Below are 13,991 nucleotides of genomic sequence, written 5' to 3'. Positions count from 1 at the left end.
CGTGCTGGTGAAAGGGCGTGGTGTGACGGTTCGCATATTCCTGGTCGGTCTGACGATCCTGGCCGGCCTGCTGGCCGGTCCGCAGCCCGCAAGGGCCTTGTCGCTGTTCGGCGATTCCACCCGCGAGTGGCTGACGGAGAAGATCGAGGGTGCGGTCGAATCGCCCGACATGCATCTGAAGCTCGGCGCCATCGAGGGCGGCTTTCCCACCGACTTCACCATCGCGACCGTCACGCTCGCCGACAGCCAGGGCGTCTGGCTGACCATCGACCGGCTGCATGTGGTGCTGTCGCCGTCGGCCCTGTTCCTGCGCAGCGCCAAGATCGATGCTCTGGAAGCGGCGTCCGTCGTGGTCACCCGCGCACCGGTCAGCACCCAACCGGCCACGCCCTCCGACCCGAACGCTTCGCTGCTGCCGAGCCTGCCGGTGGACATCGACCTGAAGAAGCTGGTGGTGGAGCAACTGGAACTGGCGCCCGCGCTGCTTGGCGAACAGGCGGTGCTGCGCATCGCCGGCGCCATGCTGCTGGAGCACAGCGGCGGGGCGCTGGACACCACCCTGTCGGTGGCGCGCATCGACGACAAGCCCGGCAAGGCCGATATCGCCGCCGCCTACAAGCCGGACGAGAACACGCTGACCCTCTCGGTCGACGCGTCGGAACCCTCGGGCGGCGTCATGGCGCGCGCCCTGTCCATCCCCGGCCTGCCGCCGGTGCAGGTGACGCTGAAGGGCGACGGCACGCTGGACGACTGGGCCGGCAAGCTCACCGCCATGGCGGGCGAGGCCGCAGCCCCCGTCGGAACCCTGAACGCCGATGCCACCATTAAGAAGGTGCCGGAGGGCCACGCCCTGACGCTGGCGGCCGGCGGCAACTTCGCCCCGCTGATCGCCGGGCTGGCGGGGGAGACGGTGACGCCGCTGATCGGCCCCACCCCCACCTTGAACGCCAGCGTGCTGCGGGCGCCGAGCGGTGCCATCACCATCCGGCCGCTGGACCTGACCGTCGCCGCCGCGACCGCGACGGTGAACGGCGACATCGCCGCCGACTACAACAGCCTGAACCTGCGCTGGACCCTACAGGCCGGCCCGGACTCCACCCTGCATCCGCTGGTGCCGCTGTCCTGGCGCGAGGGCGTGGTGGAGGGCTCGGCCGAAGGCGCGCTGAACGCGCTGAACGTCGCGGTCAACGCCACGCTGCGCGACCTCGCCGCCGATGATCCGGCTCTGTCCCGCCTGACCGGACCGGAGACGACGCTCGCCGCCCGCGCGCGGATCGACGTCGGCAGCGGACAGGTTGGCCTGGAAACGCTGGCGCTGAATGCCGCCGCCGCGCGGGCGGAGGCGAAGGGAACGCTCGGCGGCTGGGGCCAGACCGCTGACCTGACCCTGTCCGCAAGCGCCGACGACCTCGCCCCGCTGTCGGACCTCGCCGGCCGTCCATTGGCGGGGGCGGTCGCTCTCTCCGGCCCGGTGCGGCGCGGTGCCGACGGCGTGCTGACCACCGAGTTGACCGGCAGCCTCGACCGTCTCGCCACCGGCACGCCGGCCGACGCGGTGCTGGGCGACAAGGCGACGCTGGCGCTGGCGGCGCGGATGGAGCCGGACGGCGCCATGCGCCTGACCGACCTGACGATCGACGGCCGCAACGGCAAGCTGACCGGCAACGCCGCGCTGGCGAACAATCAGGTCGATGCCCGCACCACCCTGACGGTGGCGAAGCTGGAGCCGCTGGGCGGCGCGCTCGGCACCCCGATGGAAGGCTCGGCGACGCTGGAGGCCACCGCCCGCGGCCCGCTCGACGCGATCGAGGCGCAGGCGAAGCTGAACGCCCGCGACCTCGTGGTCCAAGGCCGCCGACTTGGCGCCACGGAGGTGCAGGCCACGGCATCCGGCTTGCCCACGACGCCGAACGGCACGGTGTCGGCCCGCACCAACCTGGACAAGACGCCGCTGGCGCTCGACGGACGCTATGCGCTGCGCGAGCAGACGCTGGGGCTGGATGGGCTGACCATCGCCAACGGGTCGAACCGCATCACCGGTCAGGCCCAGGTGGCGCTCGACACCCTGCTCGCCACCGGACGGCTGGAGGGCGCGCTGCCCAACCTGAACGGCCTGTCGGAACTGGCCGGCATGCCGCTCGGCGGCGGGGCGACCTTCGCCCTGGCGCTCGACGGCAAGGGCGGCAAGCAGGCGGCCAACCTGACCGCCGACGCCACCAACCTGCGGGTGGAGGGGGAAGGCGGCCCGCTGCTGACCGCCCGCCGCCTGACGGCGCGGGCCGATGTCGCCGATGCGCTCGGCACCCCCAGCGGCAAGGCGCGGGTGGAGATGACCGACGGAAACGCCGCCGGCAACGACCTGCGCAGTGTAACCGCCTCGGTCGACGGCTCGCTGGCGAAGGCCTCCTTCCAGGCCAATGCTACTGGGGCCAACGCCGCGGGCGCCGGGGCCCAGCCAATCGCCCTCGATCTCGCCGGCAATCTGACGCGGGAGGGGGAGGCGACCCGTATCCGGCTCGACCGCCTGCAGGCGCGCTATGCCGGGGAGGATCTGCGGATGACCGCCCCCGCCACCATCCTGCTGGCCGAGCGCCGCTACGAGGTGAAGGAACTGCGGCTGTCGTCGGGCAATGCCCGGCTGGCCGCCGACCTGGGCCTGAACGGCGACCGGCTGAGCGGCGAGTTGACCATCGACCGCCTGCCGCTGGCCCTGGCAAAGCTCGCCAGCCCTACCCTGCGGCTGGACGGCGTCGCCAACGCGCGCGCCTCGCTGGGCGGGACGTTGCGCAGCCCGCGCGCCGACGCCACCCTGCGCGTCAGCGGGCTGAAGGCGCAGCAGACGACGCAGGCCGGCCTGCCGGGCATCGACGCCACCGTGGACGCGCAGTGGCGCGACCGCCGCCTGTCGATGACCAGCCGCATCGCCATGCCGAAGAATGCCGGCACCCTGACCGCCAACGCCGCCGTGCCGCTGGTGATGGACCCCGACAGCTATTCCGTCAGCCTGCCGCCGAACGGCGCGCTGGAGGCGGCGGTCAACGGCACGCTCGACCTGTCGCTGGCGAACGACATTCTGGCGTCGTCGGGCGACCGGGCGCGCGGGTCGCTGCAGCTCGACGTGCGGGCCGGCGGCACGGTGGAGAAGCCGTCGCTCGGCGGCTCCGTGGTGCTGGCGAACGGGCGCTACGAGAACCGGGCGTCGGGTGCGGTCATCACCAACATCCAGGCGCGTCTGGTCGGCGACGGCGACGTCTTCACCATCCAGAGCTTCCAGGGCCGGACCCACAACGGCGGCGCCATCAGCGCCAGCGGCGTCATCCGCCCGGCGGCTCCGGCCGACCGGCAGTTGGACATCGCATTGAAGGCCGACAACGCACGGTTGGTGGAACTGGACATCGCGACGGCGGAGATCGGGGCGAACCTGACGCTGACCGGCGGCTTCGCCAATGCGCGTCTGGCCGGGCCGGTCGATATCCGCCGGGCCGAGATCCAGATCCCCGACCGCATGCCGGCCAGCGTCGTCGACCTGAAGGTGACGGAGGTCGGCAAGGGCCGCGCCCGCGGCACCACCCAGGTCTCCACGGCCGGCGGCACCCGGCGCATCCCGCAGCCGGAGGAGGCGCCGCCTGCGGCAACGCCCTTCGTGCTGGCGCTGGACATGACGGTGAACGCGCCGAACCAGATCTTCGTGCGCGGCCGCGGGCTGGATGCGGAGCTTGGCGGCAACCTGCGGGTCGGCGGCACCGCGGCGGCGCCCGAGCTGACCGGCCGCTTCACCATCCTGAAGGGCAGCCTGAACCTGCTGGCCCGCAACTTCGAGTTCAAGCGCGGCATCTTCGACTTCGACGGCGGTCTCGATCCCCGGCTCGACCTGCTGGCCGAAGCGACGGCCAACGGCATCACCGCGCAGGTGGTGGTCAGCGGCACCCCCCGCCAGCCGAAGATCGAGCTGACTTCGCCCCAGGGACTGCCGCAGGACGAGGTTCTGGCCGGCGTGCTGTTCGGCAAGTCGGTGGGCGACCTGAGCGCGGCGGAGGCGGTGCAGCTTGCCCAGTCGGCGGCGGCGCTGGCCGGCGTCGGGGGTGGAGGCGGAGGCATCCTGGACCGTGTGCGCCGCAGCATCGGCGTGGACCGGCTCGACTTCACCCAGGGCGAGAACGGCAAGGGCGGCGCGGTGCAGGCCGGCCGCTATGTCAGCGATCGCGTCTATGTCGGCGTCGAACAGGGCATCGGCGCCAACCAGAGCCGGGCGAAGGTCGAGGTGGACATCACCAAGAACCTGAAGGGCACCGCCTCGGTCGGCGGCAATTCCGACACGCAGTTCGGGTTGGTCTACGAGAAGGACTACTGAGGGAGGGGCGCTGTCACTCCGCCCCGCATCCCGGCTTCAGCCCCGGATCGTTGGCGAAGCTGCCGTCGTCGGCCTGCTTGTCCGCTCCGTAATCCGGGTTGATCCCGGCGGCCAGCGCCGTCAGCCGGTGGGCGGTCGCCACGCGGGCTTCGCGTTCGACGGCGCGGTAATGGTCGATGACCTCCGCGCCGAAGGCGGTCAGCACGGTGCCGCCGCCATGCTTTCCGCCCACCGCGGCGCTGACCACCGGTTCGCGGAAGATGCGGTTGAGGTCATCCACCAGCAGCCAGGCCCGGCGGTAGGACATGCCCAGCGCCCGCCCGGCGGCGGAGATCGAGCCGGTCTCGCGGATCCGTTCCAGCAGCGCGATCTTGCCGGGACCGATGGAGCCGCCGCTGTCGAAGTCGATGCGGATCCGCATGCGCGTCATTGCCGCGATTCTCCCGTCACCGCTCGGCGGTCTCGATCCCGTCGCCGCTCCAGGCGCCGGTGCGAAAGAAGCCGTCGATGCGCTCGCACCACGGGGCGATGTCCAGCCCGGCCGAAACCAGCCAGTCGCGGTTGAAGTAGGTGCCCATATAGCGGTCGCCGGGGTCGCAGATCAGGGTGGCGACACTGCCCTGCCGACCGTCTCGCATCATTCCGGCGATCAGGTCGATGGAGCCCACCAGATTGGTGCCGGTGGAGCCGCCGCAGGCCCGGCCCAGCCGGTCCCGCAGCACCCAGATCGCGGCGATGCTGGCGGCGTCGGGCACGCGGATCATGCGGTCGATCACGGTCGGCTGGAAGGAGGGCTCGACCGTCGGCCTCCCGATGCCCTCGATGCCGGACCCACGGCCGACATCTGCCTTCGGGTTGTCGTCGCGGAAGCCCTCGAAGAAGGCCGAATGTTCGGGATCGGCGACGCAGATGCGGGTCGGCAGACGGCGGTAGCGGACATAGCGCCCGAAGGTGGCGGAGGTGCCGCCGGTGCCGGCGCCGCAGACGATCCAGTCCGGCACCGGATGCGGCTCCTGCGCCAGCTGTTCGAAGATCGACTGGGCGATGTTGTTGTTGCCGCGCCAGTCGGTCGCGCGCTCCGCATAGGTGAACTGGTCCATGAAATGGCCGTTGCAGGCCTGGGCCAACCGCTGCGCCTCGGCACACACCTCCGACGCACGCTCCACCATGTGGCAACGGCCGCCGTAGAATTCGATCTGCGCGATCTTGGCCGGGGAGGTGTTGCGCGGCACCACGGCTACGAAGGGCAGGTCGAGCAGCTGGGCGAAATAGGCCTCCGATACGGCGGTGGAGCCCGACGACGCCTCGATCACCGTGGTGCCCTCGCGCACCCAGCCGTTGCAGATCGCATAGAGGAACAGCGATCGCGCCAGCCGGTGCTTCAGGCTGCCGGTCGGGTGGGTCGATTCGTCCTTCAGATACAGCGTGATCCCAGGCGCCGACGGGATCGGCAGGCGCAGCAGATGGGTGTCGGCGGACCGGTTCACGTCCGCCTCGATTCGCCGCAGCGCCTCGTCGAGCCAGCCGCGCCGGGCGGCGGTGGAGTGGGAGGCGGCGGGGGTGGGGGAGGTCATGAGGTCCCGTGTGGCAGCGCTTCGCAGGACTCAATCCATAGCGCGGATTGTCGCGGATTGCATCCGGCGCGCGCCTCCCCCGGACGCGCGCCTTGCGGCCGTTCAGCCCTGGCGGATGCGGGCGACGAAGGCCGAGACCTCGCTGAGCATGCGGTCGGCGCGCTCTCCCACGGCACGGGCGGCGGCAGCCACCTCGGTGGAGGCCTGACCGGTGGCGGTGGCGTGGCTGCAGACGAGGTTCAGGCTGTCGGACACCGAGCTGACGCCCTGCGCCGCCTCGTTGACGTTCTGGCTGATGTCGCGGGTGGCGGCCCCCTGCTCCTCGATGGCGGCGGAGATGCTGGAGGCGACGTTGTTCACAGTCTCGATGGCGCCGCCGACCCCGCGCATCGCCTCCACCACCGACGAGGTGGCGTCGGTCATGGCGGCGATCTGCGCCTGCACGTCGTCGGTGGCCTTGGCCGTCTGGTTGGCGAGATTCTTCACTTCGCTGGCGACGACGGCGAAGCCCTTGCCGGCTTCGCCGGCGCGGGCGGCCTCGATGGTCGCGTTCAACGCCAGCAGGTTGGTCTGCTCGGCGATGGAGCGGATCAGGTCGACCACCTCCACCGTGCGCTTGGCGACGCCGTCCAGCTGTTCGATCAGGGCGTAGGTGCGGCGGACGTCCTCCACCGCGCGGGCGGAGCCGGTCGTCGATTCGGCGATCTGCTGTGCGATCTCGCGGATCGAGGCGGCCAGTTCTTCGGTCGCGCCGGCCACCGCCTGGACGTTGCCCGACGTGGTCTGCGCCGAGCGGGCGGCGCCGTCCATCAGGCGGGTGGTCTGCTCCGCCCCGCTGCTCATCGCGCCGGAAGTGTGGGTCAGCTGGCCGGCAGAGTCGGCGACCGAACGGACCAGCCCGCCGACCGTGCTTTCGAACTCGTCGGCGAAACGAAGCATGGTGGCGCGACGGGCCTGCTCGGCTTCCTGCTCCAAGGCTGCATGGCGGCGGCGCAGGTCCTCCGCCTCGACGGCGCTGAGCCGCAGCGTCTCGACCGAGCGGGCGAGCGCGCCCACCTCGTCGCGGCGTTCCGTCCCGCCGACCTGTGTGGCGAGATCGCCCTTGGCGATACGGCCGGTCGCGGTGCTGATGCCGTCCAGTCCCTTGGAAATGCGCGACACCAGACGGAAGCCGAACAGCCCGAGCAGGACCGACGCGACCAGCGTGACCACCAGCGTTTCCAGCAGCGTGCGGCGGAAGGCGGCATCGACATCGTCGATGTAGACGCCGGTGCCGATCATCCAGCCCCAGGGCTCGTAGATCGCGGCGAAGGCCAGCTTCGGCACGGGATCGCCGCCGCTGGCCTTGGGGAAGTTGTAGATCAGGAAGCCGTCACCGGCCTTCGCCGACTCGATCAGCCCGCGGATCACCAGGACGCCGTTGCTGTCCTTGAAGTCGGCCAGCTTGCGGGTGCCTTCCAGATCGGCGCGCACGCCGTGGAAGACGTTGGTTCCGTCGAACTCGTAACCGAACATGTACTCGCTGCCGAAGAAGCGCAGCGCGCGCAGGGCGGCCTTGGCCTGCGTCTGCGCCTCTTCCCGGCTGAACTCGCCCTTGGCGGCGCGGGCGTCGTAGGACTTGATGATCGACAGCGAGGTCTGCACCACCGCTTGGATCGAGTTGCGATATCCCTCCACCATGGTCTCGCGCTTGGACGTCGCGGACCAGATGCCGGCCACCAGGATGGTGACGAGGAACAGCCCCAGAAGAATCAGGAGCTTTGCCTTGATGCTGTGAAGTTTGTCGATCATCGCCTTGTTCCACCCCAAACGCGCGACTCCGCCGCCGGAACGCACCGGCGCATCGCGGCCCGCTTAAATGATCAGTCCCTAATGGAATGCGCCATTCATACTGGAGTATTGGGCGTTGATGCAATCCCTAACGGAGGTATAGGGATAATCCTGATAGAGGCGTAACAGGTTGTGATCTTCGCGATCCGCCGGGTTACGGTGGCGGGTTACGCCGGGCGGGAAATCTGGCAGGATGCGGCACTATGACACTGATCGCCTATCCGCTGTCCGGGGCCATGCCCGACATCCGCCCGGCGCGCGCGACGCGCGACTGGATCGACTCCCTGCCGGAGCAGTACGGCTACCGCTGCCTGCCGCTGAACATCGCCAGCATGCATGGGTGGGAGGTCTGCTGCCCGGTGCGGGTGACCGCGGTGTGGGATGGCGGCGTCGGTCTGGATGCCATCGCCGTCACGGCCGAGGAACCGCACCCGCTGCTGCCGGCCAGCCATTTCGGCAGCGGCGTGCTGACCTTCCATGTCGCGGCCCTGTTCCGGACGCCGCCGGGCGTCAACCTGATGGTCACCGGGCCGCTGAACCACCCGAAGCACGGCATTCTCGGCCTGTCCGGCATCATCGAGACCGACTGGTCGCCCTATCCCTTCACCATGAATTGGCGGTTCACGGCGCCCGGCCTGCCTGTGACCTGGGAGAAGGGCGAGCCGTTCGCCCATCTGATGCCGATCCAGCGTGGGCTGGTGGAAAGCCTGGAACCGGAGATCCGCGATCTCGACAGCGATCCGGAAACGGCGGCGCAATACCGCGCGTGGGCAGCCTCGCGCAGCCAGTTCAACGCCGACCTGCAGACCCCCGGCAGCTCGGCGGCGCAGGAACGCTGGCAGAAGGGCTATTACCGCGGCAAGAGGCCGGACGGCAGTGACGGCCCGCCCGACCATGAGATCAAGGTGCGGGCGAAGCCGTTTCCTATCGAATAATTACAGCGTGTCCTGGATGCTGCGCACGAATTCCGGCAGCCCGACCTGGCGGCGGCGGCGCAGCCGTTCGGCGCGCAGGATCGACAAGACCGCGGCGATGCTCTCGTCCACGTCGTGGTTGACGATGACGTAGTCGTACTCCGGCCAGTGGCTGATCTCGTTGGAGGCCTTGGCCATGCGGTTGGCGATGACCTCTTCCGAATCCTGACCGCGGCCGCGCAGGCGGCGCTCCAGCTCGCTGACCGTCGGCGGCAGGACGAAGACGCTGACCAGATCGTCGCGGGCGTTCTGCGCCAGCTGCTGCGCGCCCTGCCAGTCGATGGCGAACAGCACGTCGCGGCCGGCGCCCAGCGCATCCTCCACCGCCACGCGCGGCGTGCCATAGCAGTTGCCGAAAACGCGGGCATGCTCCAGCAGGTCGCCGGTCTCTGCCATGCGGTCGAAGCGTTGCTGGTCGATGAAGTAATAATCCAGCCCTTCGGCCTCGCCGGGGCGCATCGCCCGCGTGGTCACCGACACCGACATGGTGATGCCGGCATCGCGCTCCAGCAGGCCGCGGGCGATGGTCGTCTTGCCGGCGCCCGAGGGGGAGGACAGCACCAGCATCAGGCCGCGCCGGTGGATCAGGGGGGTGTTGGTCGCAGCCATGGGGCTCACTCGCTGTTGGCGATTACTCGATATTCTGGACCTGCTCGCGAAGCTGCTCGATCGAGGCTTTCAGCGACAGGCCGATGCGGGTCAGTTCGACGTCCGCCGATTTGGAGCACAGCGTGTTGGCCTCGCGGTTGAACTCCTGGCACAGGAAGTCGTACCGGCGGCCGATGGCCCCGCCTTCCGCCATCAGGTCGCGCGCCGCCTGGATGTGGGCGCGCAGGCGGTCCAGCTCCTCGCGCACGTCGGCCTTACCGATCAGGATGGCGGCCTCCTGGGCCAGCCGGTCCTCCGACAAGGCCGGGAAGGAGCCGAGGATGGCGGCGACCTGGGCGCGCAGCTTCTCGCGAAGGGCCTCCGGCTGGGTGGAGGCGCAGGCCGAGGCGGCGTCGACCAGACGGGCGATCTCGTCCAGATGGCCGTTCAGCACCTCGGCGATGCGGGCACCCTCGGCGAGGCGGTTGACCACCAGCTGGTCGATCAGCTTGGCGAGGTCGGACTTCAGCGCCGATTCGACGCGCTCGCGCGATTCGGTCTCATCCTCCTCCACCGGTTCGATGATGCCGCGGACGGCCAGCAGCGAATCCAGCCGCGGCGGAGCGGCGCCGGCCCCCTCGATCTCGCGGGCAAGGTCCAGCACCTGGGCCAGAAGCTCCCGATTGATGCGCAGCTGCGACACCGCCTGGGCGCGGTTGACGGTCAGCGTCAGGTTGACGTTGCCGCGTGCGAGCCGCTTCGGCAGCTCGGCACGGGCCACCGCCTCGATGCTGTCGAAGCCCGACGGCAGGCGGCAACGCAGGTCCAGGCTGCGGCCATTGACGCTCTTGGCCTCGAAGGTCCAGGAATAGCCGTCGCCGTGCCCGTCGACGCGTGCGAAACCGGTCATGCTGGCAATGACGGGGCGATGGGCGGGCAAAGGCGGCCTCACTTGAAAAGCGGTGTCGGTTGGTGTCGTGCTTATAAACTCGACGACACCCCACAACAAGCTCCGGCGCCGGATTTGCACCGACAAGCAAGGCGGAGATTCCATGAAGCAGCCGCGTTCCACCCCCCGGTCCATCGTCATCACCGGCGCGTCCAGCGGCATCGGCGAGGCTCTGGCGCTCCTCTATGCCGCCCCCGGCGTGGCGCTGGCCCTGACCGGCCGCGACTCCGCAAGGCTGGAATCGGTGGCGCAGCGCTGCCGTACCGCCGGCGCCCGCGTGGACACGGCAGTAATCGACGTGGCGGACCGGGCGGCGATGGCGGAGTGGCTGGCGCGGGTCGATGCCGCCGAACCGGTCGATCTGCTGATAGCCAATGCCGGGATGTCGGCCGGCACCGGCGATGGCGGCGAGACGGAGGAACAGGCCCGGCGCATCCTGGCGGTCAACATCGACGGCGTTCTGAACAGCATCCATCCGCTGCTTCCGGCGATGCGGGCGCGGCGGCGCGGCCAAATCGCCGTGATGGCGTCGCTGGCCGGCTTCCGCGGCCTTCCCGGCGCACCGGCCTATTGCGCCAGCAAAGCGATGGTGCGGGTCTATGGCGAGGCACTGCGCGGCGATCTGGCGGGGGAGGGGATCGGCGTCTCGGTCATCTGCCCCGGCTTCGTCAAAAGCCGCATGACGGCGGTGAACCGCTTCCCCATGCCCTTCCTGATGGAGACCGATGCCGCCGCCCGTGTCATCCGCCGAGGGTTGGAGCGCAACGCGGCCCGCATTGCTTTCCCCTGGCCGATGATGGCCGCGGTCTGGCTGCTGGCGCTGCTGCCGCCGTCCTGGACCGACGGGCTGCTGCGGCAGGCCCCGCGCAAGCCGTGAGCGTAGTCCTCAATCCACCTTGGCGTGGGCGATTGCCTCGCGGACGCTGACGCCCTTGCGCATGATGTTGTCCACCGCCCGGCCCTGGACCAGATTGATGCCCATCTTGTGGGCATAGACCAGGCTGGACACGCTGTCGCAACGGGCCAGGATGAACTTGCAGCGGTCCTGTTCGGCGATGCGATCGCGGAAGAACTTCTCGAACGACGGATCCATCTCCAGCATGTCGTTCGACCAGAAGATCTTCGCGTAGTCCGCGTTCAGGTATTCGAGATCGAAATTCGTCACCCAGAACGGATTCAGCCCGTCCACCGCGATCTGGTAACGGCGGTCCTGGGCGAACTCCACCACCTCGTTGAACAGCGGCAGGTTTTCGATCAGGTCGCCCTTCGACACCTCCAGCACCACCTGCCCGCGGAAATCGATGGGCAGGCGTTCGTCGAACTTCACGAAGCCGGTGGAGATGACGGTGGACAGGTTGATGTTGATGCCGATCCGCCGCCCCCGCATGAAGCTGAGCCCATGGTTCAGCGCCCGCAGCACCGACTGGTCGAGGTTGGCAGTGAAATAGTTGAACAGCCACTTGTTGGCGGTGATGTCGTAATCCGGGCAGAGCCGTTCCTGGAGAAGCTTGATCGAGATGTAGAGCTCGTAATACTCCATCTCCGCTTCGCTGCTGCCGATATTGGCGATGCCCTGGTTGAACAGGAAGGGCGACAAATCGAACATCTGCATCGAGCGTTCGAGCTTGCCCAACTCCTCCAGCGTGATCGGCGGCTTGGTTTCGGTGACGTGGCTACCGGTCTCGTTCGCCTGAAGTTCCTCGATGAAGCGGATGACGTTGATGAAGTTCAACGCCAGTTCCATGATCGAGTAGAGGGAATATTCCTTGTAGGGGTTCGGGCCGGTCAGCGTCGTCTTGGACAGGAAGACCTGCTCGACCGTCTGGCAGACGTCGGTGACGCCGGTCAGCTTCAGCCCCTTGTAGAGGATGATGACGTCGCCGTTGGAGATGTTGAAGGATTGCAGGTAGGACGCCTTGGTCGCCAGTTCCTGGATGATGGAGCGCACCATCATCTGGCTGGTCGGGTCGCGGTCCTTCAGCAGCGACAGGTGCATGTGGATCAGCCGCATGCCCTGCAGCTCGTTCTTCGCCGACCGCAGCAGATTCAGGAGCTTGTCGTTGTCGAAATCCGGCTTCTGGTCCTTGGCGGCGGCGACGGCGGCCTGCTTTTCCGTTGTGGAAAGCCGGACACGGTCCCGTCCAACCGGTGGTCTGCCGCCAAACCTGCTCATACGATGCTCACTCCCACAACAAGCGTCACGCCTGCCAACCACCCGTATCGACGGCCGCTCGTTGTTCGGCAGCCTTCATGTCCGGTCCGGCGCCTTGTGCCCGGCCGGAACCGCGGCCCCGCAAGCGCCGGGAACCCGGCGAATCCTGCGTAGCCGAACGGATTTTAACGGTAACTTTCTTTAAAAAGCTCTTAAGGCCAAAGTCCGGACGCGGAAGGGTCCGGACCTTGGCAAAGAGCCCCAAAAGCGCCCTGAGGGGCGCCTATGGGGCGCGGCAATCATCGAAGCGACGCCATCCGGAAAGGTCAAGTTTCCGAATCGACAGACGCGGCCGAAGGAAGCGGTTCTCCGGCAGGAACGATGCGGACGCGACGGTCTATGACCGCAAGTCCGATCTTTCCGTGCTTCAGGGCAAGCGCATCATTGCCGAACAGCTCGCGCCGCCATCCGTGCATCGCCGGAATGTCCGCGGCGTCATCGGCGGCCAGAGCCTCCAACTCGGCAGACGAGGCCACCAGCTTCGCCGCGACATTGTTCTCGTCGCACTTCATCTTCAGCAGCACGCGCAGAAGCTCGACGATCGGTTGCAGGCCGGGCGGCGGTTCCTCGCGCGGTTCGACCCGCGGCAGGGCGCTGTCCGGCAGGTCCAGCCCGGCCTGCACCGCGGCCAGCACGTCGGTCCCCTGGCGACCCTCCGCGAAGCCGCGGCCCAGCCCGCGGGTGCGGGCGAGATCGTCGACGGTGGTGGGGGCGTGGGCGGCGATCTCCAGAAGCGCTTCGTCGCGCAGCACGCGGGAGCGCGGCTGGTCGCGGCGCTGGGCCTCGCGCTCACGCCACGCCGCCAGTTCCTTGAGGATCGCCATGAAGCGCGGCTTGTTGGTCCGCACCTTCAGCCGCATGTACGAGCTTTCCGGGTCGACCTGATAGGTCGCCGGATCGGTGAGGATCGCCATCTCCTCCTCCAGCCAGTGTGAGCGGCCGGAGCGGGCGAGGCGGCGCTTCAGCTTCTCATAGGCCGGGCGCAGGTGGATCACGTCGGACAGGGCGTAGGTCAGCTGCCGCTCGGTCAGCGGGCGGTGGGACCAGTCGGTGAATCGGCTGGACTTGTCGATGCGGGCGCCGGCCAGCTTGGTCACCAGCGTCTCGTAGCCGACGCTCTCGCCGAAGCCGCAGACCATCGCCGCGACCTGCGTGTCGAACAGCGGATGCGGGATCTGGCCGGACAGGTGCCAGAAGATCTCCACGTCCTGGCGGGCGGCGTGGAACACCTTCAGCACCGACGGGTCGCTCATCAGCGCGAACAGCGGCCCAAGGTCGATGCCCTCGGCCAGCGGGTCGATGGCGACCGCGCCGTCGGGTCCGCCGACCTGCACGAGGCACAATTGCGGCCAATAGGTCTTTTCCCGCAGGAACTCGGTGTCGACCGTGATGTACTCGGCCCCGGCCAGCGACTGACAGAAGGCCTGGAGGGCGTCGGTTGTCGTGATGAGCGTCATGGTTGCTTCATACACGACCGAACGGGTGCTTGAAAGTCCGCCGAAGCGCCGGGCCG

At 68.8% G+C, this 13,991-nt stretch carries 10 protein-coding genes; 3 read left to right on the top strand and 7 right to left on the bottom strand.

Annotated features, from left to right (window positions below):
* Positions 1-22: 22 nt before the first annotated feature.
* On the top strand, positions 23-4,351 hold the full coding sequence (locus J2Y49_RS08710; RefSeq protein WP_310114114.1) for a translocation/assembly module TamB domain-containing protein: 4,329 nt from the start codon (positions 23-25) through the stop codon (positions 4,349-4,351).
* A gap of 13 nt (positions 4,352-4,364) precedes the next feature.
* On the opposite strand, the gene J2Y49_RS08705 is transcribed toward J2Y49_RS08710, so the two are convergent.
* The 3 genes from J2Y49_RS08705 to J2Y49_RS08695 all read right to left on the bottom strand — a co-directional run bounded on the left by J2Y49_RS08705 (position 4,365) and on the right by J2Y49_RS08695 (position 7,716).
* Positions 4,365-4,781, bottom strand: a complete 417-nt coding sequence (locus tag J2Y49_RS08705; RefSeq protein ID WP_310114113.1) for a winged helix-turn-helix domain-containing protein — start codon at positions 4,779-4,781, stop codon at positions 4,365-4,367.
* Between the two features lie 16 nt (positions 4,782-4,797).
* On the bottom strand, positions 4,798-5,925 hold the full coding sequence (locus J2Y49_RS08700; RefSeq protein ID WP_310114111.1) for a PLP-dependent cysteine synthase family protein: 1,128 nt from the start codon (positions 5,923-5,925) through the stop codon (positions 4,798-4,800).
* Between the two features lie 102 nt (positions 5,926-6,027).
* A complete protein-coding gene (locus tag J2Y49_RS08695) occupies positions 6,028-7,716 on the bottom strand; it encodes a cache domain-containing protein (protein ID WP_310114109.1) in 1,689 nt (562 codons plus the stop codon).
* A 242-nt stretch (positions 7,717-7,958) separates the two neighbouring features.
* Between J2Y49_RS08695 and J2Y49_RS08690 the strand changes: the two genes are divergently transcribed.
* Positions 7,959-8,690 (top strand): DUF6065 family protein, encoded by a 732-nt coding sequence (locus J2Y49_RS08690; protein WP_310114107.1) that lies wholly within the window; start codon positions 7,959-7,961, stop codon positions 8,688-8,690.
* Here the strand turns inward: J2Y49_RS08690 and gmk are convergent, their stop codons facing one another.
* Together gmk and J2Y49_RS08680 are read right to left on the bottom strand one after the other, a co-directional pair.
* Positions 8,691-9,338 (bottom strand): guanylate kinase, encoded by a 648-nt coding sequence (gmk, locus tag J2Y49_RS08685; protein ID WP_310114105.1) that lies wholly within the window; start codon positions 9,336-9,338, stop codon positions 8,691-8,693.
* Positions 9,339-9,360: 22 nt separating this feature from the next.
* Positions 9,361-10,227, bottom strand: a complete 867-nt coding sequence (locus tag J2Y49_RS08680; protein ID WP_310114103.1) for a YicC/YloC family endoribonuclease — start codon at positions 10,225-10,227, stop codon at positions 9,361-9,363.
* A 142-nt stretch (positions 10,228-10,369) separates the two neighbouring features.
* Between J2Y49_RS08680 and J2Y49_RS08675 the strand changes: the two genes are divergently transcribed.
* Positions 10,370-11,143 (top strand): SDR family NAD(P)-dependent oxidoreductase, encoded by a 774-nt coding sequence (locus J2Y49_RS08675; RefSeq protein WP_310114101.1) that lies wholly within the window; start codon positions 10,370-10,372, stop codon positions 11,141-11,143.
* Positions 11,144-11,152: 9 nt separating this feature from the next.
* On the opposite strand, the gene J2Y49_RS08670 is transcribed toward J2Y49_RS08675, so the two are convergent.
* Entirely contained in the window at positions 11,153-12,439 is a 1,287-nt protein-coding gene (locus tag J2Y49_RS08670; protein ID WP_310114099.1) for a hypothetical protein, read from the bottom strand.
* A 305-nt stretch (positions 12,440-12,744) separates the two neighbouring features.
* Positions 12,745-13,935 carry a ribonuclease D gene (rnd, locus tag J2Y49_RS08665; RefSeq protein WP_310114097.1) on the bottom strand — a complete coding sequence of 397 codons (1,191 nt, stop codon included), beginning with the start codon at positions 13,933-13,935 and terminating at the stop codon, positions 12,745-12,747.
* Between the last annotated feature and the right edge of the window lie 56 nt (positions 13,936-13,991).

The sequence above is a fragment of the Azospirillum sp. BE72 genome, assembly GCF_031455875.1.
GTDB lineage: Bacteria > Pseudomonadota > Alphaproteobacteria > Azospirillales > Azospirillaceae > Azospirillum.
The sequence above is the reverse complement of the archived record's forward strand: the minus strand, read 5'-3'. Positions and strand labels throughout refer to the sequence as shown.

What these genes read in the sequence shown, in the direction of transcription:
- J2Y49_RS08705 (WP_310114113.1), bottom strand. Translation starts at nt 4,781, where the DNA reads ATGACGCGCATGCGGATCCGCATCGACTTCGACAGCGGCGGCTCCATC.
- J2Y49_RS08700 (WP_310114111.1), bottom strand. Translation starts at nt 5,925, where the DNA reads ATGACCTCCCCCACCCCCGCCGCCTCCCACTCCACCGCCGCCCGGCGC.
- J2Y49_RS08695 (WP_310114109.1), bottom strand. Translation starts at nt 7,716, where the DNA reads ATGATCGACAAACTTCACAGCATCAAGGCAAAGCTCCTGATTCTTCTG.
- J2Y49_RS08690 (WP_310114107.1), top strand. Translation starts at nt 7,959, where the DNA reads ATGACACTGATCGCCTATCCGCTGTCCGGGGCCATGCCCGACATCCGC.
- gmk (WP_310114105.1), bottom strand. Translation starts at nt 9,338, where the DNA reads ATGGCTGCGACCAACACCCCCCTGATCCACCGGCGCGGCCTGATGCTG.
- J2Y49_RS08680 (WP_310114103.1), bottom strand. Translation starts at nt 10,227, where the DNA reads ATGACCGGTTTCGCACGCGTCGACGGGCACGGCGACGGCTATTCCTGG.
- J2Y49_RS08675 (WP_310114101.1), top strand. Translation starts at nt 10,370, where the DNA reads ATGAAGCAGCCGCGTTCCACCCCCCGGTCCATCGTCATCACCGGCGCG.
- J2Y49_RS08670 (WP_310114099.1), bottom strand. Translation starts at nt 12,439, where the DNA reads ATGAGCAGGTTTGGCGGCAGACCACCGGTTGGACGGGACCGTGTCCGG.
- rnd (WP_310114097.1), bottom strand. Translation starts at nt 13,935, where the DNA reads ATGACGCTCATCACGACAACCGACGCCCTCCAGGCCTTCTGTCAGTCG.